A 25,484-nucleotide genomic window follows, 5' to 3' on the forward strand; every position below is an offset into this window, starting at 1 on the left:
GCCAATTATTAACTTAGTTTTCGCAGTGTGGACACTATTTGCGCCATTTTGTCAATTTATTTAATTTTTTTTTAAGATTCTTGTCAGAACCATCACGGGAGGAGTAATTGGTTCTAGTCTAAAAATAGGGGGCAAGGGAAAAAGCAAAGAAAAAAAAAATTAAGACAAGGGGTGGTGAGTAATATGAAGAAGTTGTTGTCTTTACTGATACCATTAATTCTAACAGCAATGGTGGCCTTTGCCTTGCCAGTAGTTTTCTTTTCGGCAATGCTGACAACACTGATAGTCTTGGCCTCCCTGCCGGGGGTGGGGAGGTGGTTTGGGGATTTATACGGCGGCGTTTGCCAGTTTTTGGCGGTTTTTGGCGAAGGGGAGGCTATGACAGGTGTATTAGTGATTGCCACCACCTGTGCCCTTGCTGGCTTCTTGTTTGAGTCTTTAAATCTTTACCGGCAAAGTCTTTTGGCTAACACCCCCTATCCGTGGCAGAAACTGAAGACTGTGGACCTTATGAATAGACTAATATGTGGGCGGAGAGTCTATTGATTAAATTGTAATACTGGGTTCTACTCTTTCCCTGAAGACTAGTTGTCCATTTTCAGGGGTGAGGGTTTGGAAGAAGAAGTCTGACACCTCGTTGTTTTCATCAGCCACCAAAACTCTTGCCACATGCCCTTCCAACATCAGTTTATGTCGCTCACAGTCTTGGTAGGCGTATATGATCAGAATGTCCCCTGGTTGACACAGCAAGGCGGCGCCACCATTAGGGCAAATTTCCCTGCTACCCCTTGGCGCAGGTATGGCATAGGTTGACCAACGTTGGGCATTATTTAGATTGACTATTTCCAATTCTTGTAGGGGCAGAATCCCCACCTTTTCCATCAACTCCGCATCGATGGATATGCTGCCAATGTAGTCTACATTGGCCGAAGTTACCCGCACTCGATGTAACTTGGCGCACATTAATCTTACGGTATTCATACCTAGCGTGCTACTGCCAAAACCAAATATTCCAGCATTAGACAAACAATCAAATTATAAGCCACCAGGGCAGGGAGAATTGTAGGGGCGCTGGTTGCATCCCTCCCCTCAAGTCTAACAATTCTACTAGGACAAGATACACCAGCCCCAGAAAAATGGAAATAGCCCCTGTTATAATTGCCACCAATTTTTTTCTCTCCATGGAAATTTAAGGCCTCAATAGTCTGGAAAATTTACTGTTTGTAATTATAGCCTTATTTTTCCCAGTAAAGCTATTAGTATTACACATTTTTTTCCCGGGTAACTTGTTGAACGTTCCGGGGAACAGATTGGGGCTGAAAACCAGAGCCTATGGGGCTTGATAAAAAATGTAAAATATTTATTAAGAGTAATTACAGTTGGCCCGCCTTCACCCCTTAAATAGCATTAAAATAAAAGAGGAAGACTGCTTTCCTGTCGGGTTTCTCTGTGAGAATATTACTCCCAGAGAGTCGCGCTGTGTGGGTCAATTATTGAGTGGATTACCAAGGATAAACAGATGAAAGTCAGCTACCTGTTGAGGTTTTACGAAAGAGGGATTAGGGAGTTTCAGGGGGTTAACTTACAGTCTGCCGACTTGTCTGGAGTGGTGTTGGTGGCAGTAGACTTCAGCAGGTCGAATCTGATGGGAGTGAATTTTGCAAGGGCCTTTTTGACCAAGTCCAACTTTTCCTCTGCTGCCTGCAACTGGGCTAATTTCACCTATGGTAAACTGAGTGAGGCCCTATTCAACGGTGCCGACTTGACGAAGGCCAATTTTACTGGCGCCTTTATGGTGAAGGCACAACTGATTGGCAGTCATCTCAGTGGCGCAAATCTAAGTCATAGCAATCTCAGAGGTGGGAATCTGATGGGTGCAAATTTGTGTGGTGCTATTCTCTATCGTGTCAACCTGAGGGAGGCCATTGTTAGGGATTGTAATCTGCAATGGAGTAACTTCCAGGAAGCTAGACTAAGCAAGGCAGATATGAGTGGCAGTAATGCCTATCAGGCTAATTTTACCCGCTCTTTCATGAAAGAGGTCAACCTCAGCTATAGTAATCTCAATGAGGCAAACCTGTATGGTGCTAAGTTGAATCAGGCAAATTTGCGGGGTGCCAATCTTCAAAGGGCGAATTTAAGGGAAGCTAAACTAGTGGGCGCCGATTTACGGGGTGCGGATTTGCGCGGTGCATATCTTCAAAATGCCGACTTACAGATGGCGAATCTAGAAGGGGCAATTTTAACCCGGGCCAACCTTGCCGGTGCCAATCTTGCCGGCGCGAATCTGACGCACACAAATCTCAAAAACAGCCACTTGGATCATACCATTATTCCAGAAGCCATTGCCAGGATGTTGGGACTAGATTTTACCACCCATACTATTGGCACTACGCCATGAAGTGAAGAGCAATAGCCGCCAACAGCATCACACCAATACCCGCTAGGGATGCTAGGGGTTTTTGAATACTCCCCACCAGCCAGGAGGGGAAAGTGGTCTTGTAACAAATTAATTTACAACTATCTATATAGGCCAAAGCAAAAACCCAACCCCCGTGTAAGCCAATGGCCATGCCCAATAGATTGTCATCTACACTACGGGCATAACACAAAACCATTCCCAACAACCATAATCCTGGCAATTGGGGTATAGTGTTTTCCCTTTCCCAAATCAGATGTAGGATAGCAAAAAGAAAACTGGAGATGGTGGCGGCTACACCCCGGCTATAATCTTGCCAAAGCCAGTAGAGGAAAAGGCCACGGAAAACAGACTCCTCCGCCACAGCGACAAAAAGGCTGACTGCCGCCAGAAAGATGGTTGTTTGGAGGCTAAGGGGGTTAGAGGGGGAAAAACGGAGTAGGCCTAAACCCCATTCCCACAGATACACTAGGGACAGGCTGGCAATAGCCAAAACATAACCAGATAGGATAGACTGGAAAAGTCCAGCATCTAGGACTATTCCTATCTGTGTGAGAGTTGTCCCCTTCAGTCCCAACTGCCAGATTAGAAAAGGAGTAAGGGAATAGAGGGGAAACAGTAGTATTAGTTTTTTTTGAGGGTTTTTGTTTGGCGCGGCTGTCTGCCATTTCCCCCAGCTTACAATAGCCAGGGCGATGGGCAACCAGATAACCGCCCAAATTATTAAAAAAAAGGCTATCCTGACGAGGGAATGGAGGCTAGTGCCTGAGGTGCTCATTATTTGTCATTTTTCACTGTCCCCCCCGATTTTAGGCCTTTTTGGTCCCAGAGAAGGGGATTAATTTATTTTTGTTTTTCTTTTTCGTCTTCATCTTTTTCGATTTGACGGAGATGAATGTGTTTATAGCCCAGTTTTATTTCAAATTCATCTCCCGGCTTCAACCCCATTTTCTCGGTATAGCTTGAACCGATGACTATTTGTCCATTTTTGTGGACACTGACGCGGTAGGTAGCCTCTCTCCCCCGTCCGTCCTTAGTTTTTTCCGGATCGAGGGGCACCCCTTTGGCCGCCAATACTGCATCATAAAAGGCTGTCAAATTGACTCGCTCTTTTCCGTTTTTTCCGATGGTATAATAGCCGCATTCCTTTGCCCTTTGACGACGGGGCACATCCGCCAGCTCTTTTACTTTTTGCAACAGTTCCTTCCCTGTCAAAGGAGTGGGGTTCACTTGGCTCATATTTTTTCTCTCTTACTTCTGATTTTTTTTTTCTTTCCATATTTTATCATAACAAAAAACGGTCATTAAATCATCCTATTATAGAAAATTTCTGGAGGATTATTGATAATTTACCTTGGGAAGTTGTGGGTTTCTGGGAATAACTTGTCCGAGAATTGAGCCAAACAGTAAAGTGGCGACGGGGAAGGGGAATTACAGTGGCAAATAACAGCGTTTTACAAAACTTAAGCAAAACTCCCTTGTCAGGAAGCCCTTCTGGTAAGACAATAGAAATAACTATGGGAATAACAGCACCCTGACTATGAAAGTCACCTTTAAAATTCTCCGCAGCCAGCCTAATTTTCCCCCCAAATTCCAGTTTTATACCCTAGAGGTAGAAAGGGGCAATACCATTTTAGAATGTCTTAACAGGATAAAGTGGGAGATGGATGGCACTTTAGCTTTCCGCAAGAATTGCCGGAATACCATCTGTGGCAGTTGTGCTATGAAAATCAATGGCCGTGCGGCTTTGGCTTGTAAGGAAAATGTGGGGGGGGAACTAGAAAAACTCGGTTTTACTGAGGGGGAAAAGCCTCCCGTCTTCGAGATTTGCCCCTTGAATAACCTGCCCGTGTTGAAGGATTTAGTAGTGGATATGGACAACTTTTGGCAGGACCTAGAAAAGATTGAGCCATATGTGGTTACGGATAAAATACAAACCCCGGAAAGAGAATTTTTGCAAACACCAGAAGAGCGAAAACTCCTAAACGACACGAGTAATTGTATCATGTGTGGTGCTTGTTATTCCGAGTGCAATGCCAAAGAAGTCAATCCTCTTTTTGTTGGCCCCCATGCCCTGGCAAAAAGTTATCGTTTGTTGGTAGACTCCCGTGATAACATAACAGAAAACCGTTTGGAAAAATATAATGAGCTTGCCGGCGTCTGGGGTTGTACTCGTTGTTATTTCTGTAATGAAGTATGCCCCATGGGGGTAGCGCCTCTCACGCAAATCACCAAAATTAAACAGCTAATTCTCCAGAAAAAAGATGCCAATTCCTATGCCCCCACCCGTCACCGAAAAGTATTAGTGGAAATGGTAAAACAGGGGGGATGGATTGACGAGCGTCGTTTTGCCATCACCGTAGTTAGCAACTATTTTCGGGACTTAAAAGCACTATTAGGTATTATCCCCCTTGGGTTAAGGATGATTTTGGCCGGCAAATTCCCTTTTACCTTTCACCCCTCCCAGGGGGTTTCCCAAATAAAAGCCCTCATCCAGGAGATTCAACGGCAAACCCATGGCATATAGTTAGGCTTCGGATTTTTTCATCAGTTGGAGGTAATAGCTAGCAGTTTCAGCCACCTGGGGATGGGAATCCCTAGCCAAAAATTGAAGGGCGGAGATGGCCTTCTCGTTATGGGGAAAATTGCTTAAAGACTCCGCCAATCGCTGACGCATCAACCAGTCTGGCGAAGCCACAAACTCCAGGATGTCGTTGAGACAGTCTTCTGCCCTTATTTCCCCTAACGCGGCTATAGCTGCCTGTTGTAGTACTGGCTCTTCGCTTCGTAGCGCCTCCAGCAGTAGATTCTTGGCGCGGATGTCACCCAGATTGCCCAGGGAAACGGCGGCACTGAATCTCACCAGCCATTGGGTATCCTCGTAGAAAGCACGGGCTAAGGGCTCAAAGGCGCGAATGTCATTCAAATATCCCAGTGCCCCTGCCGCGTCAGCACGAATCCCATAATCTGGATCTGTCTCCAACAACGAAACTAGAATTGGCAGTGACTCCTCTGTTTTTTTCACCCCCAGGGCGAATATTGCCATTGAACGCACTGGTAACATCTCATCATACAAAACTTTTTTAATAAGGGGCACTGCCTTCTCCGCCGGCACATCCTTTAGGGCGGCCAATGCCAAAAGACGATCCTTTGAATTACTACTTTCCAGTTGGCGCTCTATTTCTTTTAGGTCTACTTGACTCATGATTTTACTAATATTTCCCAATTGTCCTCATTATAGATTATTTGTTAGGACTTTGTTGCTGCCAAATATTTGTCACCACGGGTTATTTTTTCAGTAATTAGCATTGTGTTTCCTCCATTGTGCTCAGGAAAATAGCTATGTTTTTGATGAGCTCTGAAAATCCCTGCAGAATCAGCAAAGCGGGGCCCACAATGATTAATGTTTTAATGGGATAACGGGGCAGGCCCCCTTCGTCTGCAGATACTTCTCCCGTCTGCCATGAGCTCAATACATATTGCCAGGAAAAGTAGATAATTACCCCGCAAAAAGGGAATAGAAATAATACCACCCCCAGGATGTTAATTAGGGCCTTTAGCTTGGGAGAAAAATCTTTATAAAACACATCTACCCGCACGTGACTGTTATTTTTTAGTGCGTAGGCTGCCCCCATAAAAAACACAATATCAAACAGATACCACTGCAATTCAATTAGGCCATTAGAGCTTAAATTCTGACCAATTATTTTCCCTAAATATCTCCCAATTACATTCCACACCCCTAAAACCACCATTAAAAAAACCATACCGGCACTGGCAACCCCACACCAATGGCTCATGGTGTCAATAATTTGGGATATTTTTAGTACAGTCCTCATTTTCCCAAAACCTACCTATTAGCCACTACTAGACTCCACTTTTACCCGAAAAGCACGAGCTGATGGGAAATTATTATACACTTCTTCAAACAGATTTTTATCATAATTCCCCAGAAGATACATTTGATTGAAGTTGGACTTAAAAACTGACTCCGGGACAACATAAACCCCCATAATATTCCCTTGCACCCCAATTACTTCTATGGTCATTTCAGACTTATTTTTGGAATATTCCTTCTTATAAACCACGTGTCCCCTGTCAGATATAATAAACCTCTTAATGCTGTCCCTGTTGTTAATTAAACCCTTTTCTATGTCCACTGTGTAGTCTTGACATTTCAAAATTTTGCCGTCAAAATGCCCACAGTCTAGTCGCCGATATTCCTCTATATTAGACACTTTCCTTTCAAAATCCCAATTTCCAAAAAGGGCAAAGGCATAATACTTATCAATCATATCCCTTGTATATAAAACAATAATATTCTTATTCAGGGGCTTTAAGGGAGAGTTCATTATTTTTTCTACCACTTTGTTAGCCGTCTTTCCATCTGTCATCAAACTGTCAATACCCTGAAAATGATAATTATCAATAGCGCTTATAATAGAATACATTTTTTTCTGGTCATCAAGTACAAGGGCTTTTGCCACAAAATAAGTCCTTATCCCACCATTGAAGCCACCGTCATGGTATACTGCAAATTCTCCCACGTCCATCAGGGGATAACCAAAATCCCACCACGTAAATACCGGAGAATTTTTTGGTACTATTTCTTTCAAATCTAAAAAACTGTTCATAATATCCAGAGGTATAAAAGGGGGTGGAGCTTCATAATATGCAGTTATTTTATGGGCGGAGAGGAAGAAGGCTATGAAAATAATTGCCGGAAAAATTAAATCAACTGTTCTCTTTTTCCAGTTAGCAATCCCTCCTATTGTGTAAACTGCTATAAACAACAAATAGCCCACTCCTACCCATACAAGAGGGGCAAGATAAATGGCAAATCTGCTTCCCGACACAAAGGCCAATCCCCCCAAAACCAACAAGGGAATCAGGGGAATCATTTGTTTGAACTTCAACACAAAAACTATTAATATTCCTACAATCCCAGCTATAGCTAAATATTTGTTACCAGCCAATAAATTTAGGACATACGTAGTAGGAGTTTTTTGTGATTCGGATATGGTAGTCTTTATATTTGGCCATGCTACCCCGGCCACTTCTACTACCTGTCCATGAAGGTATCCAGAGAAGATAAAATACAGGATATTTCTCAATCCCTGGTGGAAATAATAGGGATTGCAAAAGAGTACATAAATGGAAACCAAAACGACAATTTCTTTTATTTTGAATCTGTTAACTAACAGATGTAAAACAAGAAGGAATGCATATACAACGGCAAATCCTGGTTTTTCATACCACCAGGAAAACAACCACATTCCCAGCCCGGCAATGGCGGCACACAAATATTGATATCTCTTGCGCCTCGCCTCGGTAATTAACAGGAAAAAAAGCCCAACAAAAATTGGAAAAAACAAATTTAAAGCGTCCGTATCTACATAACCATTGGCAGTTCTAGTATTGTAGGCATAGGTGAAAGTTCCAAATAATCCTCCGGCAATTCCCACACTCTCCAAACCGATTTTGTAAAAATATACTGCTAATGGTACAATGAAAAGACTGGACAGAATGGGAATTAAATAAATTCCAGCTCGGTAGACATCTCCATTAAAAAAATTGCCAAATTTGCCTAATAGATGTACTAACATATTGGGTCGCTCCGTAAAATAAATATTATTATCTGGGTAATTCCTTAGGGCATCTATTCTACCCTTACCAAAATTGCCCTTATTGTATTCCTTTGCCAATCTTGTCCAGTGATAAGAATCTAGAGTCGCCATGGGGATTCTTCCATCCCTGGGGTAAATTATTTCCCTGTCTTTATTCCACATGGCAAATTGCCAATATCTCTGAAATGTCGACAATTCAAAAGCCAGGGTGGTGAATAGGATAAAAATGACAACAGACGCGGTGATTTTCCTTTTCATACAGTCTTCCCGTTTTTGATATTCCTACTGATGTCATGTTTGTTAGTATTCTACCCATTGAAATTGCTTTCAACATAGCCTCTCAAAGAAACTTAAACTTTCAACCGTTATCTTTTTGTCACCTAAAATTTGGTTAATTTTTTTCGAAATATCTCCAAAAATTATTGACAATGATTCAAAATTTGCCTTATAATCATCGAAAGCAAAACCAGAAAATAAATAGGGAAAAATCATGATACCCCTGCGGTTAAAGCTAAAAAACTTTTTGAGCTATAAGGAAGCGGAATTAAACTTCGAGGGGTTGCACACCGCCTGCATCTGCGGAGCAAATGGGGCGGGAAAATCATCTCTGTTAGAGGCCATTACCTGGGCAATTTGGGGCAAAACCCGTGCCAGTAGTGATGATGATTTAGTCCACTTGGGGGAAACAGAAACTAGGGTAGATTTTGAATTTTTTTACAACCAAAAACAGTATCGTATTATTCGCATTAGAAACAAAAGTAAGAGTAGCGCTTTAGATTTTCAGCTTTTCAATGGCCAGGAGTATAAATCTATCGCCGGCAGTGGAATTAGAGAAACCCAAGATAAGATTTCTCAGTGTTTAAAAATTGACTATGACACCTTTATAAACTCCGCCTATATCAGACAAGGTAGGGCCGACGAATTCATGCTACTCACCCCTGCACAGCGGAAAGAAGTATTGGCAGATTTGCTAAAACTTGAATCCTATGAAAAACTAGCAGAAGATGCCAAAAACCTTGCCAGAGAATTCAAAGTTAGGGCGGAAGAAATTAAGAAGAAAATAGAAGAAAATCAAGAAAGAATCTCCCAAAAGCCTAGCCTATTCTGGGAGTTAGAGCACCTAGAAAGAGAATTGAATTCCAGGCAGAAACTACAAGGAGAAATTAAGGCAAATCTTGAAAACCTCAGGAGATTAAACGACCAACGTCTGGAATTACTGAAGAGAAAAGAATGGCAGGAGGGGCAACTGGCAAGGTTATTCGCCCGCCTGGAATATCTGGAAAATGAAAAGAAAAAATTGGCAGAGGAGTTAGAAAAATTACAACAGATATTAGCGCGAGAAGCAGAAATTGTATCCGCTTATCGTCATTGGCAATTGCTGACGGAAAAAAATGATGAACTTAATCAAAAACTTCATAGGTATCAGCAGTTAAGAGAAAGCATACAATACCTGGAGAGTCAATTAAATAAGGAAAAAGAAAGGCTCAAAATATCTTTGGAAAGGGAAAAAGCCAATCTGGACAATCTATCCCTCAGAGAGGAAGAATTAAGACAAACTATCAGCAAGTACCCCAACTTAGATAAAGAGTTAGAAAAACTAAGGGCTTGTCGCCAACAACTGGCCATTCTTGAATCCATCCAAGAAGAGGCACATAACTTGTTACAAAAAAAATACGCTTTAGAAAAAGAGGTGGAAAGAGAAAAGGCGCTCCTTATTGCCAGGCTGGAAAATCTACAAAAAGAGTATAATAATATCCAGAAAGAATTGCAAGAAATCCTACCCCTAAGAAGACGTTTTTTTCAACTGGAACAGGACCTAACCAACTGCCGAAATATTAGAAATTATCAGAAACGTGTTCAGGAGAAGGGAGACGAGAAAAAGATTATTATAAGTCAGCTATTAAACCGGCAAACGGATTTAGAGACCCAATTGACAAAGTTGACAGAGAAATTGAACACTCTCCAGGAAAAACATGCAATTTGCCCCCTTTGTGAGAGAGAATTAGACGAAAGTCACCTGCAATATGTTGTTGCCAAAACCCGGATGGAATACAAACAGCTTGAATTAGAATTATGGAATTGTAAAGCCCAAATTGTGGAAGCAGAAAGGGAGTTGGAAAACCTAAGGAAAGAATATGGGGAATTGAATCAAAAGCTCGCTCAAGAAGAACACTGGAGAAAGGAGTATGCTTTCCTTGAAAATAGGTTAGATTATGGAGAGGAACTCTCAACCAGACTCGAGGAGTTACAAGAAGAAATAAATGCTATTATGTCTCGGCTAGAAAATGGTGATTATGCCTCCCTTCAACGTCAGAAAATCCTAGAGATAGAACAAAAAATTAGAGAATTAAACTACAGTGAAGAAAACCACGCCATTCTGAGAAAAGAAGAGGCGGCCTTGCGTTGGGCGGAGACCCAAGAAACTAGATTAAAGGAGGCTCAAAACGAATTGGAAAAAATTGGCCAGCAAAAAGAATACATCAGCCAAAAGATAAGGGATATTACTGAAGAATTATCTACAATTGCTCGTGATTCCGAAATCCAGAGAAAATTGCAACACATACAACAAGAATTGGCAGAGATAAACTATGATTCTAGGGAACACCAACAGGTGGTTGAAACCCTGAGGGAACTGCAGCAATATCAACAGTTATATGCAGACTTATTCCAGGCCCAGAAAAACAAACCTCACCTTGAAAACCAGATAATACAAATTACGGAAAATTCAAAAGAATACCAGGAAGAAAAAAACAAAATAATAGCAGAGTTAGAAGAGACAAAACAACAACTGTCCTCCCTGAAAGATTATGGTGAACAACTGACACAACTGGAGGAAGAAGCAAAATCCTGCCAGGAGAAAATCCAAGAATTATTAATGAAAAAGGGAAGGTTAGAACAATCATTAGCTATGATACAGACTCAGGAAGAAGAGGTAAAACAACTGGAAAAACAACTAAAAGAGACACAAAAACAACACCGCATCCACGAGGAGTTGGGGATAGCCTTTGGCAAAAATGGGATCCAGTCTTTAATGATTGAAAATATACTGCCATTGATTGAGAATGAAGCTAATCGCATTTTAAATAATCTCACCGGCAATCAGTTGAGTGTAAAATTCGTAACCCAGAAACAGACAAAATCAGGGAGGGGAAAAAATTCAAATCCTAGAGATACCCTAGATATTATCATTGCTGACAACCAGGGCACAAGAGCCTATGAGACTTATTCGGGGGGAGAAGCCTTCAGGGTCAATTTTGCCATTCGCCTAGCATTATCCCGTATCTTAGCCCAAAGGGCAGGCACACCCCTCCAAATGTTAATCATAGATGAGGGTTTTGGTAGTCAGGATGCAGAGGGATGTGAACGTCTCATTGCCGCCATCAATGCCGTCGCCCCCGAATTCGCCTGTATTCTCACAGTAACCCATATCAGCCAATTCAAAGAGGCTTTTCAAACTAAAATAGAAGTGTATAAAACCCCCGAAGGCTCAAAAATTAGACTCGTAGGCTGAGCCTTGACGAGGGGGTAGAGAATGTGTTACAATGGGGAGATGTGTTGCACCTCTGGAGAGATGGCCGAGTGGTTGAAGGCGCAGCACTGGAAATGCTGTTTGGGGGAAACCTCAACGAGGGTTCGAATCCCTCTCTCTCCGCTTCCTTAGCCCACTGCCGCCCCAGCCCCTACATTACATTGAATAGTCTTAACATCTAACACTATCTCCGCCCTAGCTTGTCTCTGCCGCCCTGAATACAACAAAGTGCAAGAATAATAAGAATGCAATAAACCTTTTGCCTTTTCCCCCGTCAGTCAAAATCATTGGGGGAAATCATTAGCAGTTGTTAATAGGTTAAGCTGATTTCATGTGCATTCTGTCAAAAGGGCCTTGTAGTGTAACCAGGGTGAATTTCTTGGGTGAAGACAGTTGTTTGTCCCCACTTAAGAACATCGGTGGTAAGATCTCAAGAAGGTAAACCGTATTCTTGGAGTCCTAATCGTAGCCAGTGGTGGAAATACCCCTAGACTATTATCGTATTCTGGGCATTCCTCTCGAGGCCGAACCAGAATTGATTAAACAAGCCTATGAGGATCGTTCTGTTCAACTGCCCCACCAGGACTATAGTATCATAGCCCAGTCCTCCCGGAAAAATTTGTTAAAAGTCGCCTACGATACTCTATCTAACCCAGAATCCCGTTTACAGTATAACGCTTCTCTTTTCGCCCAGGAGGAAGAAGAAAAAAAGGAAATATCCCTTGAGATTGACAATAGTCTCTTTCTAGGGGCACTAATCATTCTTTTAGAGTTGGGGGAATACGAGTTGGTGTTAAATCTGAGCCAACCCTATCTCAATAATAAGGGGAAACTGGATCAATTAACGAACCAGGTTGAACAGATTAGCCTTGTTTGGCAGGATTTAATTCTCACTGTGGTATTGGCTCATCTAGAATTAGCAAGAGAAAAATGGCAAGAAAGGGAATATAATCTAGCCGCCGAATATCTCCAATACTCCCACGATTTGCTGGTAAAAGAGGATTTATTCCCCCATCTTAGAAAAGAAATTAAACAGGATTTAGGGAAATTAAAACCTTACCGCGTAATTGAGCTGCTTACAAAGGAAGATGCCTCCTCAGATCCGAAAGATAGGGAAAAGGCCCTTAATCTCCTTCGGGAGATGTTTAACCGCAGAGGAGGGTTTGAAAATACAAGCGTGGACGAGTGCGGTTTAGATGGGGAGGCATTTCTCCGGTTTATTCAGCAAATTCGCGTTTATTTAACCGCAGAAGAACAACAAAAATTGTTTGAAGCGGAGGCAAAACGCCCCTCCACCGCTGCCACCTACCTTTTTGCCTATGCCTGTATTGCCAGGGGATTTGCAGAAAGAAAACCAGAATTGATTATCAAGGCTAAAAATAGTCTTATCCCCCTCACCATTCATCAAGACGTCTATCTTGAACAGTCTATCTGTGCTCTCCTTTTAGGTCAAACTACAGAAGCAGAATTTTCTCTGGGCCAAAGCAAGGAAAAAGAAGCTATTGAATACATAAAAACTCTTTCCGCCTCCTCCCCCGACTTACTCCCCGGTTTGTGTCGTTATACCGAAGAGTGGTTGAAAACAGAAGTATTCCCCCAGTTTCTCGACTTGAAAGACGCTAATCCTTCCCTCGACGCCTATTTTGACGATCCAAGAGTACAAAGCTACCTAGAAAGCCTTTCCCAGCCATCATTGCCAGAAACAGAATCCTCCTTTCCAGACAATTTTACCGTCTCTTTGCCTCAGATGGAAACAGAAAATTATGATACTACTGACCAAAAACCGGAAATACAACAACCCACTTTCCCTGCCTCTCCACGGGAAGAAGAGGTGGAAGAGAAAGAAGAATTAATCGGCTTTAGCGACTTGTTGGAAGCAGAAATGGAGACCTCCCCACCACAGCCTACCGTCTCCAGCAACACTGACAAGAAGACTAATCCCCGACCTTCTCATCCTTCTTCTGCCAAAAAACCGGTTAAGAGGCCCCATCGCGATGCCCTCCTTCCCTTTTTTATACCCCTAGCAGCCATTCTCTGTGCTACTTCTGTAGCCTTTCTTGTACTCAAGGTCCTATTCCCAAAACAACAAGAAAACCTAAATATACCCCTGTCTGAGCCTTTAATCGATTTGCCACAGAAGGAAACAGATCCGGTAAAGGAAAATCTCCAAGTACAATTATCCCAGGAAGACGCCGCCGCCATTATCAACAACTGGCTGGTTGCCAAACAAAAGGCCACTGGCCCAGAATATGATACAACTGCCCTTGATCAGGTTTTAACGGACTCCTTGGCCGCCGTCTGGAAAGCCAATGCCAACAGCCTCCGTCGCCTCAATGCCTATCGTCGTTATGAGCATAAAATTAAAGTCCTTTCCGCTCAAACTAACCCTCAGAATAATACAGAAGCCATCGTTCAGGCAGAGGTTTTTGAAAGGTCTCAGTACTATCAAAATGGTGCTCTCAACCCAAGACTTTCCTACGAAGAAAAACTGTTAGTCCAATACAATCTTGTAAGGGAAGGTCAACGATGGCTCATTAGAGACCTAAAAATTCTCTCCAGCCGTTAGTTAGTTGTTGTTGTTTTTTGGAAAAAGTCTTTCCTATTTTTAACCCGTGATATAATGCTTGTGAGAGGGCATAAGAGGGGTTGGAATGTTCAAAAAAATAGTAAGCCTGTTGGGTTTTTTTCTCCTGACAAACCCTTTATACCTTCCCAGAGCGTTGGCAGGGGTAGTGTCAGCACGCATCGACGGCGAAAATCCTTCAGCAACTGTGTCCAAAAATAACATAAAAGTCGATTTGTATGCCCAAAAAAGGAAGGGAAAAGAGGGGGAATTTGTTGTAAGTAAAGTCAGCGTATTTGAGAGGGAGAATAAGGTTTTGGAACTGGAAGGGGCTGAATCTTTCTTCCCCATGGCCCAGGTGCAAATAGCTGAAATGGATAAAAGCAACACCACTCCCGAAATCATTTTCGAATCTTACACGGGGGGAGCTCATTGTTGCGCTGAACTCTTTATTTTAACTAAGCAAAATGGTAAATGGAAAGTGATAGAGGGAGGTGTTTTTGATGGAGGCCCTAGAGGAGTTTCTGATGTTGACAAAAATGGAATTTATGAATACGTCACCATAGACAATAGCTTTCTCTATACCTTTGCCAGTTATGCAGAATCCGTTGCCCCACCACAAATCTGGAGCATTCAATCCGGCAAATTAATCAATGCAACTAAACAACCACAATATGGTCCCTGGCTTAAAAATGAACTCAATAAACTGTGGCAACAAAGGGGGAGAGATTCCAAAAATAACAACGCCTTTTGGGCAGCCTATGTCGCCTGGAAAGCCCTCCTGGGAGAAGAGGTAGCTGCCTGGCAATTGATGCTAAAAAACTATAACAAAAACGAAAATTATTGTTTAGACAAAGGGGAAGGTTATTGGATTTATGACAGGTGTAAAAACAAGGTAAAATTCCCACAGGCCCTCCTGGTTTTTCTGAGAGAAAATGGATATCTAAACAACGAGTCAGTGCGAAGAATATCTACAATTAAGTGAACAATGGAAGAGGGGCTTACAATATAGTAGAAAACGTATCAGAAAATTGTGGGGGTTGGGTTTTTTATTTTTGGCCGCCCCTCCACCCCTGACATCCTGGCCTATCCTATTCTAACATAGGACACGTATAAATATTTGTACATCGGTTGAGGCAAGAAGAATACAAAAGGAGTACTATTGTTTGAGGGGATATGAAAAAAGTATTAGTGGGATTGTCAGGGGGAGTAGATAGTTCGGTGACTGCCGCTATTCTCCAAAAACAGGGTTATCATGTGGAGGGGGTTACCCTCTGGCTAATGAAGGGAAAAGGCCAATGTTGTTCAGAAGGCATGTTAGATGCCGCAATTGTATGTGAACAGTTGGGCATAAAACACCATGTAGTAGATGTTAGGGATATATTTCAAAATAACATTGTGGACTACCTTATTGAGGGATATTCTAAAGGCATCACCCCCCTCCCTTGCTCTCAGTGCAACCGTACAGTAAAATTCCCGCCTATGTTGGAATTCGCTCGGAGTCTGGGGTTGGAATATGTAGCTACGGGACACTATGCCAGAGTAGTTTACAACCCCTCTCTCCAACGTTATCAACTATTAAGAGCCATTGATGCTAAAAAAGACCAATCCTACTTTCTCTACGATTTGCCCCAAGAGATTCTACCCTATCTTATCTTCCCCCTGGGCAGTCAAACTAAGGCAGAAACTAGGGCATTGGCCGCACAGTTCAAACTCAAAACCGCCCAAAAACCAGAAAGCCAAGACCTTTGCCTTATTGAAACTCACGGTAGTATGAAAGAATTTCTGGAAAAGTACATAAAACCGAAACCAGGGGAAATAGTGGACTTACAGGGAAGAGTATTGGGCACCCATCAAGGTATTCACAACTATACTATAGGACAAAGAAGGGGTCTGGGTATACCCTATTGTGAACCCCTCTATGTGGTTGAATTGGACCCTATAATGAATAGGGTGGTGGTGGCAACTCGTAGTCAGGCTGGAAAACAAGAGTGTTATGTGGAGAGAGTAAACTGGTTGTCTATCCCCCAACCGGCTAACCCCATCAAGGCAGAGGTGAAAATACGTTATCAGGCCCCTCCTCAAACCGCTACCGTCATCCCATTAGAGGATAATAGGGTAAAACTGGTATTCGATGAACCACAATTTGGTATTACCCCTGGCCAAGCTGCTGTATTCTATCATAGGGATATTCTACTCGGTGGCGGCATTATCCAACGTCATTAATTATCCCGTTGTCTGCTATTGTGGGTTTGTTCTTTACCCTGACGAAGTCTGATTGTAATTATGGCACTGTATTTTAAACTCCCTACAAAACAGTTTTTCTTATCCCTGTCACTATCCACTGTGTTTTCTCTCTTCACCCCTTCCACCTCCCTTTTTGCCATTGATTTAACAGTAGGAATAGTACAACGGTTTGGGGATAACCCGGAGGATACTATTACTCTCACCACTGTTGGCAGTCAACCCCTACTACTGCGATTTTCCCACAAGAAAACTAAAGAAAAAATTTTTTTGTATACAAAAAAGTTACAATTGGGGATAACCAAAACCCCCCTGCCCAAAAAACAGCTACAGGAGGTGGTGGTATTGGGAGATTATGGCACTTTTGAAACCGCCGAAGATGATGCCAACCACTGGCGTCGTCTGGGAATTGATGTAGAAATAACCCAGCCTGGGCGTTGGCAGGTTTGGGCTAAACGTAGCACTTATAATACCCCCCTCCTTAGAAGACTTTTACTGCAACAACTCCAACAGCAAGGCTATCAGAATGTTTATTTGGAAAGCCGCCTTGTGGCAGAAAAACCAGAAGTCACCTTTACTGTGAGTGGACAAACTTATAGGGTTGACTGGCTAGAGATATCTAACCCCGAGGGAGTTACTGCCGTCAAGGATGGCCAGAATGGCAAGTGGACTAAATATGCCGGTAGTTTTACTGTTCAACCTAATTCCTATGGAGATTATACCCTTGTCAACAGGGTGGACTTAGAAACTTATCTCAGGGGAGTAGTGCCCCATGAAATCGGAAGTAATGCGCCGAGGGCTGCAGTGGAGGCTCAGACTATTATCGCCCGCACCTATGCCCTCCGCAATACCCGTCGCTTTGAAGCGGACAATTACCAACTGTGTGCTACAACCCACTGTCAGGTATACTATGGTCTTTCTGGCACTTCTCCCGTTGCCGATGCGGCCATTACGGCTACTAGGGGATTGGTTTTAACTTATAACAACGAGCTAGTGGATGCCTTATACTCTTCCACTAGTGGTGGCGTTACTTCTAACTTCTCTGATATTTGGAATGGGGAAAATCGCCCCTATTTAAAGCCTATCATCGATGCGCCCTACCCTGTCTGGAACCTGGCTGAATATAGTCTGGACAACGAGGCCAATTTTCGCAAGTTTATCTCCCTAGAAAAGGGTTTTAATGAAACTGGTAGAAGTCTTTTCCGTTGGCAAAAACAAAGTAGTCTGGCTGAATTAACTAGTGATTTGCAAAGATACCTCACTCGCATTAGACATCCCCTGGCCGATTTTAAGACTATTAGGGAAATGAAGGTAGTAGAAAGGGCTCCCTCTGGTAGAATTCTCAAATTGGAGGTTGTCACTGACCTGGGGGTGGTGATTCTCGAGAAGAATGAGGTGAGAAGTGCTTTTACACCTCCCCGCAGCACCCTATTTTATCTTGAGCCTGTTTATGACTCCCAGAAAAACCTAACCGGCTATAAATTCATAGGTGGCGGTTTTGGCCATGGGGTTGGCTTGAGTCAGTTTGGCAGCTATAATCTTGCTAGACTAGGTTGGACTGCTCAACAAATTCTACAATTCTATTATCCCGGCACTGTGGTACAACCTCTCAATGACTCCATCGTTTTCTGGAGGCCCCCTTCTGTTTCTTCCCACACCTCCAAAAGTAACGACAGTCGGTATACAATAAAAGCGATATATTAAAGATTATTACATAGGGTTAACTTTTGTTCACTTATGTCCACCCCTATTCGCAACGTGGCCATAATAGCTCACGTAGACCATGGCAAGACTACATTGGTAGATGCATTATTGAAACAGTCAGGAGTATTCAGAGAGGGAGAAGAAGTACCAAATTGTGTACTGGACTGCAATGAGTTGGAAAGGGAAAGGGGGATTACTATCCTGGCTAAAAATACCGCAGTACGTTATAAGGACACCATAATTAACATCGTAGACACCCCAGGGCACGCAGACTTTGGTGGCGAGGTGGAACGGGTATTGGGGATGGTGGACGGTTGTCTGTTGATTGTGGACGCCAATGAAGGCCCCATGCCCCAGACTCGTTTTGTCCTCAAAAAGGCCCTAGAGAAGGGGTTAAGGCCTATTGTGGTAATAAATAAGATCGATCGACCTAACGCTGAACCCCTTAAGGTGGTAGATAAGGTTTTTGACCTATTTGTGGAATTAGGGGCAGATGACGACCAATGTGATTTTGTAACACTTTATGCTTCAGGTTTAGCGGGTTATGCCAAAACCAGCCTCGATGACGACAGCAAGGACATGAAACCTCTGTTTGAGGCTATTTTGCGTCATGTCCCCCCCCCCCCCGGTGATCCTAACAAGCCCCTACAACTACAGGTAACCACCCTTGATTACTCAGAATATCTGGGCAGGATTGTAATCGGCCGCATCCACAATGGTACTATTAGAGCGGGACAACAGGCTGCCCTCATAAAGGATGATGGGACTATTGTCAGGGGGAAGGTAACAAAGCTTTTCGGCTTTGAGGGTCTACAAAGGGTAGAATTAGAAAGTGCCAGTGCTGGACAGATTGTAGCGGTTGCTGGTTTTAACGAGGCCAACATAGGTGAAACTATAGCTTGTCCCAACAATCCTCAAGCCTTGCCTCTCATTAAGGTGGATGAGCCCACCTTGAAGATGACATTTTCTGTCAATAACTCCCCTTTTGCCGGCCAGGAGGGCAAATTTGTCACCTCCCGTCAACTAAGAGAGCGTCTCATGCGAGAATTGGAGACTAACGTAGCTCTAAGGGTGGAGGAGGGGGAGTCCTCTGAGCAGTTTATTGTTTCCGGTAGAGGAGAACTCCATCTGGCCATCCTTATTGAGAATATGCGTCGGGAAGGCTATGAGTTCCAGGTGTCCCAACCCCAGGTAATCTTTAGGGAAGTCAACGGACAACCCTATGAACCCTTTGAATATCTAGTCATAGACATACCAGAAGAGGCCCAAGGTCCTTGTATTGAAACCCTGGGACGGAGAAAGGCAGAAATGCAGGACATGCAGTCCGGTGGCAACGGCCGCGTCCAGATGGAGTTTATCATCCCTGCCCGCGGTCTTATCGGCTTTCGCAGTGAATTTATCCGTATTACCAGGGGCGAGGGCATTATGAGTCATAGTTTTTATGAATATCGTCCTGTTGTAGGGGAATTAGAAACTCGTCACAATGGCGTGTTAATCTCCTGCGAGGAGGGGGTTGCCACCTTCTACGCCCTTAAAAACGCCGAGGATAGGGGTGTCTTTTTCATTGAGCCCGGCACCAAAGTCTACAAGGGTATGATTGTGGGTGAAAGCAATCGACCTCAAGACCTAGAATTGAACGTCTGCAAGACCAAACAATTAACCAACCATCGTTCGGCCACTGGCGATGAGTTGGTGCAATTGCAAGCGCCTATAGAGATGACCTTAGAAAGGGCGCTAGAATTCATCGGCCCTGATGAACTTGTGGAAGTTACTCCCAAATCTATTCGTCTTCGTAAAGTCCCCTCTAAGAAACTCGCCAGACGTTAGGGGTTGTAAGCTTAAACATTCTCCCCCGCCCCTCCCCCTTTTCTGTCCTGGGTTATCTATAAAATATTGCAATAAAAATTAGAGCAGCCCAAGTTTCTTGACAGTCCCTCCGCCTGCCGTCCACCCACCCCCATCCAAGAAGCACGCCCCGCCCACCCTTGTCAAGAGTTGGAGGAAAAAAAAGGAGGTTGATTGTCAAGTGTTGGGGGGATGAGATAGACTGATAACGATTGTTAAAAAGTGGGCAAGTGGTATGTCTCATCCCCTGTATGTAGCGTTTATTTGGCATCAGCACCAGCCATTGTATAAATCCCGCCTATCAAGCCACGAGTTTGGTGGGGAATACCGTCTACCCTGGGTGAGATTGCATGGGATTAAGGACTATTTGGATTTAATTTTAGTACTAGAAAAGTATCCCAAGTTACAACAGACAGTAAACCTGGTGCCGTCGCTAATTCTACAGTTGGAGGAGTATGCCAGTGGGAAGGCAATGGACCCATATTTGGCGCTAACCCTGACGCCGGTATCTCAACTAACAACTGCCCAAAAGGAGTTTATAATCAATCATTTCTTTGATGCCAACTATCATAATCTGATCCGTCCCCACCGACGCTATGATGAATTGTACCAACAACGCCACCATTTGGGGCCTAGATGGTGTCTAAAGAATTGGACGGAACAGGATTACAGTGACCTACTGGCATGGCACAACCTGGCGTGGTTTGACCCGATTTTTTGGTCTGATCCTCAAATAGGTGTATTAATAGAAAAAGGAAAGGGGTTTACTCTAGCAGACAGGAAGTTGATCTGGGAAAAACAAAGGGAGATTATTAGTAGAATCATCCCCCAACACAGGAAAATGCAAAACACGGGACAGTTGGAGGTGACTACTAGCCCATATACACATCCTATTTTACCTCTGTTGGCAGATACAGATGTAGCTAAAGTAGCAGTACCGAATATTTCATTGCCCTCCCGTCGCTTCCAGTGGGAAGAAGACATACCACGTCATCTGGATAGAGCTTGGAGTATATACGAACAAAGGTTTGGCCGTCAGCCAAGGGGATTGTGGCCAAGTGAACAGTCTGTAAGTCCTGCTATTTTACCCCACGTGGCCAGAAGAGGGTTTAAGTGGTTGTGTTCAGATGAGGGGGTATTAGGCATCTCTCTACATCACTATTTCTACCGTGACGAGACTGGGAATGTTTATGATCCCGAGCGCTTGTATCGTCCCTACCGTCTAAAAACCCCTGAAGGGGACTTGAGTATAGTGTTTAGAGATCACCGGCTGTCGGATCTGATTGGCTTTTCCTACAGTTCCATGGAGCATCACCAGGCGGCTAAGGATTTGATAGGACACCTGGAGGCCATATCTCGCACCCTTAAACATAAACAACCAGAAGGTCAGACCAGTCTAACACAGCCGTGGTTGGTAACTATAGCCCTGGATGGAGAGAATTGTTGGGAATTTTATGAACAGGACGGGCGATTGTTCTTAGAATCTTTATACGAAAGACTATCCCGTCAGGATGACATTAAACTGGTTACCGTGTCGGAGTTTCTGGAGAAATTCCCCCCTACTGCCGAAATTGATAGCCGTTACCTCCACAGTGGTTCATGGATTAATGCCAATTTTACCACCTGGATTGGTGACCCCACTAAAAACAAAGCATGGGACTACCTGTCCGAGGCTAGAGAAACCCTGGCAAGACACCCAGAGGCGACAGAGGATGTAAATCCGGCAGCGTGGGAGGCATTGTATGCCGCTGAAGGCTCGGACTGGTTTTGGTGGTTTGGTGATCCCCATCACTCCGCCCATGATGCCATATTCGACCAGCTGTTTAGGGAACATTTAATTGCCCTGTATCAGGCCTTAAACGAACCAGTGCCTGAGTATTTATACCAACCTGTAGAGGAACCTAAAAGCCGGGAGAACTACATCCCAGGCAGTTTCATCCATCCCCCCATCGACGGGTCAGGGGAGGACGAAGACTGGGAGAAGGCAGGAAAAATCACTGTGGGCGGCAGTAGGGGCACTATGCATCGCGCCAGTGTCATCCCTTGTATTTATTATGGTTGGAATCACTTGTATTTCTTCTTAAGATTCGATTTGAGGCCGGGGGTTCAAGTGGGAAAAGAGCTGCCGTCAGAGTTGCACTTGGCCTGGTATTATGTGGACAGGCTTGGTCCTAATACTAGATTGCCCCTAACACACGTTCCGGAGCAGGAACCGCTAAACTATAATTACCGGCACCACCTTGGCATTCATATACCCAGCCAGACATGTTGGCTGGAAGAAGCAGGGTATGACGGCCAGTGGCATGCCCGTTACTGCGATGGTAGGGTGGCCCTAGGACGCAGTTTGGAGGTGGCTGTACCTTGGCGTAATCTTCACGTAGATCCGGATCAGGAAATACGTCTAATTGCGGTGTTGGCGGACAATGGCGAATTCAGAGAGGCCCTGTTAGACAACCAACTCATCTCCCTTCGTGTGCCATAAGAATATTATGAGAAGCGACTTTGGTTTTGGCCAAACAGGTGGTGGCGTTAAGGTAAAGTTGTTAGTATTTGAGGTGGGGAGTTTGAATGCCGCCCTACACATAGACGTGGTGCAAAGGGTGGTGAACTACACCACCATCTTTGGCAGTGGCTTGAATCCCTTTGGGGTCGTACATCTTGAAGACAAGGAGGTGACGGTGATAGACCTACACAAGATGTTGTTCAACACCCCACAGCCCCTCAACCCCAAAGGGAGAAAGTATTTGCTTCTGGCGCGCAACAGTGTCAACGAAGTGTTCGGCATTGTGATCACCTCCCCCCCGGAGTTGTATGACATACCCCTGAAAGCCATTAGGGTGTTACCTGCTTCTTATCGCAAGGCAGACACCCTCAGAATAGCTTCCCACGTAGCGGTGATGGGGGAGGAGGGGGAGGAGAAGACCATTTTCATTTTAGACCCAGATCAACTAATTCCGCAATAGGTATGGCTACTGGTGAGACAAAAACAGGGAAGGATGAAAAATACTGGGATGAAATTCCCAACCCGGTGGAGATGTCCTTTTTTGACCACCTGGAGGAGTTGCGACAACGTATTTTTATAAGCCTAGTCTCGGTATTGGGGTGTGGCATTGGTTGTTTTGTCTTTGTTAAACCCATAATTGCCTGGTTAGAAGTGCCAGCGAAGGGAGTAAAATTTTTGCAACTCTCACCGGGGGAATTCTTCTTCGTCTCCCTACAGGTAGCGGGTTATAGTGGCCTTCTGTTAGCCTCCCCCATGCTCCTATACCAAATAGTTCAATTTGTATTACCAGGGCTCACCAGACGGGAGAGGAGGCTCTTAGCTCCAGTAGTCTTTGGTTCCAGTTCCCTCTTTTTTGCCGGTTTGGTATTCGCCTATTATGTCCTAATTCCTGCCGCCCTTCAATTCTTCATCAACTATGGCAGTGACGTGGTAGAACAAACCTGGTCTATCAGTAAATACTTCCAGTTTGTACTCTTATTGATGTTTTCCACGGGGATTGCCTTCCAGGTGCCAGTGATACAACTGCTTCTTGCCTCCCTTAACCTGACCAACTCTCAACAGATGCTTTCCAGCTGGCGTTTTGTCGTCTTAACTTCACTAATTGCCGGTGCCATCATCACTCCTTCTACTGATCCCCTTACCCAGTCTCTTCTGGCAGGCGCTGTCCTTTTTCTTTACCTCACTGGTATTCTCCTGGTCAAACTGATCGGTAAATAACAAACCCGGGGCAGCTCCTTATTCTAGTCGGAATCCTATCTCCTGTCAAGCCCTCTCTTCCTGATTTCTTTTTAGAAAGCCTTTGAGCTGGAGGGACGAAAGCGAGGGAATTTTACATTTCTTCACAGACAGCCCCGTCGAGGCCCACAAGGTCCATTACCGGGGATGCCGCCTCCACCAGGGTCAACTCACCGGCCTGGGCGCCAAATCAATAAAGATATAATAAACAGTACACGCGAAAAAAAGAAAGAACTGTGACACCACCACCAGCATTGTTAGGTAAGTTGAAAAGGGAATGCTGGGGAGGTTAACACTTTTTTACATTTTGCTCAATGGGGGCGGCCTTGGCGGCTTTTGCCTTCTACTGTTTCCAGATTAAAGTAATTGACAGCTTGCTTATTGTCCATGACCCCCTGCTAATGTGCTTAATAATTATCTGGCAAAGCGGGGAAACTGCCTGGGCTTTTTTTTGGCGGCATTTCTTGTTGTCAGGAGTATTATCACTGAGCCTTTTCCAGAGCATGCTAAACTTCTTGATTCAAGTCTTTTTTCGAATACATCTCCAAATACCTCACAACCCCCTTTTGACGGTAAAAACACCCCTGAATACTTCTTATAACTCCCCTATCCTTTATCCATTCCTCTAGGGGCAAGCATATTGCACATGCCATCAAAACTAGTGCTTATCCTTATTTATTATCTTACCTCATTAGTAAACTATTTAAATCTCCAATTTGTACATCTATATTGCTTTATTTGCCTATTGTATATTGGCGACATAACAATCAGGAGTAATTACAGAAAATGCTGTATCTCCTCCCATTTATCCCCAGCAATAAAGGCCTCTATAAACTACTTTCTCTCCTTGGCAAACTGATAAACTTACCCCTTGGCCTTTCTTAGCCAAAACTGTGGCACTTTTAACTGCAGATGCCAAAAAAACTGACCAGAATAAATTATATGTACGTGACCAAAATTATATCAGCTTTTATTTTGTATAATAATAGCATATGCAGGATATTTTTTAAGTTAGGATGTCTTTAATTGAGCTCTGTGAAGATGCATGAGAGGCAAAATAAATGGTTTGTCTTTACAAGAAAATGACCAGAATCGGGGGTTTTACCGGGTATTCGGTTTTTTCGCCGCATAATCTCCGCTTTGTGTAATTTATCAGGAATGCTTCTGGATTTGTTTCCTTGAGGGATTTCTGGACAAATTTATCTGCTTCCCGAATAAGGTATTTTATTACGGTATGAATTTGAATTTTTTTGGACATCAGTATTAGGGTATAGTTGTTGTAATTTATTTTTAAGTTTTGCTTGAATCACCTCGAATAATTCTCAGTTTTTTGATTAAAATTTTACTTTATTTCTTTTTGTCCGAAGGTGTTGTTCGAGTTAATTATTAATCGCTCTCCTTGCGGGGGTTTGAATCCGTTTCAAACAATAACAGACACAATATGTCTTTTATTTTGGCCCACACCGAGCTATAAGAAACTAACCAAAAACTATTGATATTTATTTTTATTAGAATTAAGAGGGCAGCTCCTGCTAACCTCCTGTCAAGAACACAATGATGACCCTGTCTTGGACTTTGTTCATCCCCCTTTTTCCTATTTTCTCCACCTTTGTTACCCCAATTTATTAGAATATTTTTTCAAATAAAATTGGCATTCCCCACCCCCTGGAGGCTTATTATAATCACTCATAAGCCCCTGTATCCCCCACCCCTGGGGCAAGTTCAAGGGGGTTTAACATTTTTCCACATCTAGCCTAGTGATTGCTTTAAAAAGCCACTGACGGAGGATTAGCAATCCTGCTATCCTCTTCCCC

The 25,484-nt window shown here is 43.6% G+C and carries 19 protein-coding genes and 1 tRNA gene; 13 read left to right on the forward strand and 7 right to left on the reverse strand.

The genetic code is table 11. The features are described from left to right. Window positions 1-183: 183 nt before the first annotated feature. Window positions 184-546, forward strand: a complete 363-nt coding sequence (locus tag IGQ44_01320; protein HIK36620.1) for a hypothetical protein — start codon at window positions 184-186, stop codon at window positions 544-546. Here the strand turns inward: IGQ44_01320 and IGQ44_01325 are convergent, their stop codons facing one another. Both IGQ44_01325 and IGQ44_01330 read right to left on the reverse strand, forming a co-directional pair. Further along, entirely contained in the window at window positions 547-981 is a 435-nt protein-coding gene (locus IGQ44_01325; GenBank protein ID HIK36621.1) for an aspartate 1-decarboxylase, read from the reverse strand. 49 nt (window positions 982-1,030) lie between these two features. After that, window positions 1,031-1,183, reverse strand: a complete 153-nt coding sequence (locus IGQ44_01330; protein HIK36622.1) for a hypothetical protein — start codon at window positions 1,181-1,183, stop codon at window positions 1,031-1,033. Between the two features lie 336 nt (window positions 1,184-1,519). Here IGQ44_01330 and IGQ44_01335 point away from each other — a divergent pair, with 336 nt between their 5' ends. After that, a complete protein-coding gene (locus tag IGQ44_01335; protein ID HIK36623.1) occupies window positions 1,520-2,401 on the forward strand; it encodes a pentapeptide repeat-containing protein in 882 nt (293 codons plus the stop codon). Here the strand turns inward: IGQ44_01335 and IGQ44_01340 are convergent. Further along, entirely contained in the window at window positions 2,391-3,197 is an 807-nt protein-coding gene (locus tag IGQ44_01340) for a CPBP family intramembrane metalloprotease (protein HIK36624.1), read from the reverse strand. The two genes, IGQ44_01335 and IGQ44_01340, sit on opposite strands and share 11 nt — an antisense overlap. 65 nt (window positions 3,198-3,262) lie before the next feature. Beyond that, window positions 3,263-3,658, reverse strand: coding sequence for an AbrB family transcriptional regulator (locus tag IGQ44_01345; GenBank protein ID HIK36625.1), 396 nt, complete (start codon window positions 3,656-3,658; stop codon window positions 3,263-3,265). 301 nt (window positions 3,659-3,959) lie between these two features. Between IGQ44_01345 and IGQ44_01350 the strand changes: the two genes are divergently transcribed. Then, complete coding sequence (locus IGQ44_01350; protein ID HIK36626.1) at window positions 3,960-4,946, forward strand: succinate dehydrogenase/fumarate reductase iron-sulfur subunit; 987 nt, start codon at window positions 3,960-3,962, stop codon at window positions 4,944-4,946. On the opposite strand, the gene IGQ44_01355 is transcribed toward IGQ44_01350, so the two are convergent. From IGQ44_01355 to IGQ44_01365, 3 genes are all read right to left on the reverse strand, one after another. Next, on the reverse strand, window positions 4,947-5,624 hold the full coding sequence (locus IGQ44_01355) for a HEAT repeat domain-containing protein (protein HIK36627.1): 678 nt from the start codon (window positions 5,622-5,624) through the stop codon (window positions 4,947-4,949). A 97-nt stretch (window positions 5,625-5,721) separates the two neighbouring features. Beyond that, window positions 5,722-6,258: a TRAP transporter small permease subunit gene (locus IGQ44_01360; GenBank protein HIK36628.1), complete on the reverse strand. Its 537-nt coding sequence runs from the start codon at window positions 6,256-6,258 to the stop codon at window positions 5,722-5,724. Window positions 6,259-6,276: 18 nt separating this feature from the next. Beyond that, on the reverse strand, window positions 6,277-8,304 hold the full coding sequence (locus IGQ44_01365; protein HIK36629.1) for a hypothetical protein: 2,028 nt from the start codon (window positions 8,302-8,304) through the stop codon (window positions 6,277-6,279). A 232-nt stretch (window positions 8,305-8,536) separates the two neighbouring features. Here IGQ44_01365 and IGQ44_01370 point away from each other — a divergent pair, with 232 nt between their 5' ends. The 10 genes from IGQ44_01370 (at window position 8,537) to tatC (ending at window position 23,652) form a co-directional block, all read left to right on the forward strand. Beyond that, window positions 8,537-11,557, forward strand: a complete 3,021-nt coding sequence (locus IGQ44_01370; GenBank protein ID HIK36630.1) for an AAA family ATPase — start codon at window positions 8,537-8,539, stop codon at window positions 11,555-11,557. Window positions 11,558-11,611: 54 nt separating this feature from the next. Beyond that, window positions 11,612-11,698: transfer RNA gene (locus tag IGQ44_01375), tRNA-Ser, on the forward strand. 352 nt (window positions 11,699-12,050) lie between these two features. Then, complete coding sequence (locus IGQ44_01380; GenBank protein ID HIK36631.1) at window positions 12,051-14,141, forward strand: DUF4101 domain-containing protein; 2,091 nt, start codon at window positions 12,051-12,053, stop codon at window positions 14,139-14,141. A gap of 85 nt (window positions 14,142-14,226) precedes the next feature. Continuing rightward, complete coding sequence (locus IGQ44_01385) at window positions 14,227-15,123, forward strand: hypothetical protein (GenBank protein ID HIK36632.1); 897 nt, start codon at window positions 14,227-14,229, stop codon at window positions 15,121-15,123. A 191-nt stretch (window positions 15,124-15,314) separates the two neighbouring features. Further along, complete coding sequence (gene mnmA, locus IGQ44_01390) at window positions 15,315-16,364, forward strand: tRNA 2-thiouridine(34) synthase MnmA (protein HIK36633.1); 1,050 nt, start codon at window positions 15,315-15,317, stop codon at window positions 16,362-16,364. 60 nt (window positions 16,365-16,424) lie between these two features. Beyond that, window positions 16,425-18,086 carry a SpoIID/LytB domain-containing protein gene (locus IGQ44_01395; protein ID HIK36634.1) on the forward strand — a complete coding sequence of 554 codons (1,662 nt, stop codon included), beginning with the start codon at window positions 16,425-16,427 and terminating at the stop codon, window positions 18,084-18,086. 33 nt (window positions 18,087-18,119) lie between these two features. Then, the gene (typA, locus tag IGQ44_01400) at window positions 18,120-19,913 is read left to right on the forward strand and encodes a translational GTPase TypA (protein ID HIK36635.1); all 1,794 of its coding nucleotides are present in this window, start codon (window positions 18,120-18,122) and stop codon (window positions 19,911-19,913) included. Window positions 19,914-20,166: 253 nt separating this feature from the next. Continuing rightward, the gene (locus tag IGQ44_01405; protein ID HIK36636.1) at window positions 20,167-22,413 is read left to right on the forward strand and encodes a glycoside hydrolase; all 2,247 of its coding nucleotides are present in this window, start codon (window positions 20,167-20,169) and stop codon (window positions 22,411-22,413) included. 7 nt (window positions 22,414-22,420) lie between these two features. Continuing rightward, entirely contained in the window at window positions 22,421-22,894 is a 474-nt protein-coding gene (locus IGQ44_01410; protein HIK36637.1) for a chemotaxis protein CheW, read from the forward strand. Between the two features lie 2 nt (window positions 22,895-22,896). After that, complete coding sequence (tatC, locus tag IGQ44_01415; protein HIK36638.1) at window positions 22,897-23,652, forward strand: twin-arginine translocase subunit TatC; 756 nt, start codon at window positions 22,897-22,899, stop codon at window positions 23,650-23,652. Window positions 23,653-25,484 lie beyond the last annotated feature (1,832 nt).

Source organism: Geminocystis sp. M7585_C2015_104 (assembly GCA_015295805.1).
Taxonomy (GTDB): domain Bacteria; phylum Cyanobacteriota; class Cyanobacteriia; order Cyanobacteriales; family Cyanobacteriaceae; genus DVEF01.